General features: G+C 64.3%; 1 protein-coding gene. It reads left to right on the top strand.

Annotated features, from left to right (window positions below; translation table 11 throughout):
• Positions 1-147: 147 nt before the first annotated feature.
• A partial coding sequence (locus EOA29_RS38100; RefSeq protein ID WP_127222495.1) for a trypsin-like peptidase domain-containing protein occupies positions 148-921 on the top strand: 774 nt, incomplete at its 3' end.

The raw sequence follows: 921 nt of genomic DNA, 5'->3' as shown, positions 1-921 counted from the left end.
TGTTGCATTTTGGAGGCTGAGCCCGGGAGCGGGCGGATTTTCGCACGCAGGCTCATGCTTTTGCGCGACAAGCGCCTGATTTCCGTGCATTGGCCTTTCATTCTGCACAATCGTCGGGACAATGGCGCCTGATCTGGAGGATTCGGAATGCACCTCAAACGGCTGTTTCTCATTGCAGTTTGCGCGCTTGCCGCTTTCGCCGGGGCGCCGGCCGTCAGACAGGCATCGGCCGAGGACGCCGCCAAGCCGGCAGACCCCGGCCTCTCCGACGTGCTGACCGATCTGCTGCATGGCGTCGAAGGCGAGAACGCCACCTCGGGCCCTGACAAGCGCGTGCCGTTCGGCCGCGAGGAGGTGCAGCTTTCCTTCGCGCCGCTGGTCAAGCAGACGGCGCCTGCCGTGGTCAATGTCTACGCCTCGCAGACCGCCAAGGTGACCTCGCCCTTCGAGGGCGATCCCTTCTTCGAGGAGTTCTTCGGCCGCGCCCAGCCGCGTGCGCAGTCCTCGCTGGGCTCCGGCGTGCTGGTCGATCCGAGCGGCGTCATCGTCACCAACTACCATGTCATCAAGGACGCCGACGAGGTAAAGGTCGCGACCGCCGACGGGCGCGAGTTCACCTCGAAGGTCATGCTGAAGGACGAGACGCTCGATCTCGCCGTGCTCAAGATCTCGGCCGACAAGCCGTTCCCGGTGATCGCCATCGGCGATTCGGATGCGCTCGAGGTCGGCGACCTGGTGCTGGCCATCGGCAATCCGTTCGGCGTCGGCCAGACCACCACCAGCGGCATTGTTTCTGCACTTGCCCGCAGCCATATCGGGGTCTCGGATTCCGGCTATTTCATCCAGACCGACGCCGCCATCAATCCCGGCAATTCCGGTGGCGCGCTGATCAACATGGGCGGCCAACTGGTCGGCATCAAC

The organism is Mesorhizobium sp. M1E.F.Ca.ET.063.01.1.1 (assembly GCF_003998155.1).
GTDB lineage: Bacteria > Pseudomonadota > Alphaproteobacteria > Rhizobiales > Rhizobiaceae > Mesorhizobium.
The sequence above is the reverse complement of the archived record's forward strand: the minus strand, read 5'-3'. Positions and strand labels throughout refer to the sequence as shown.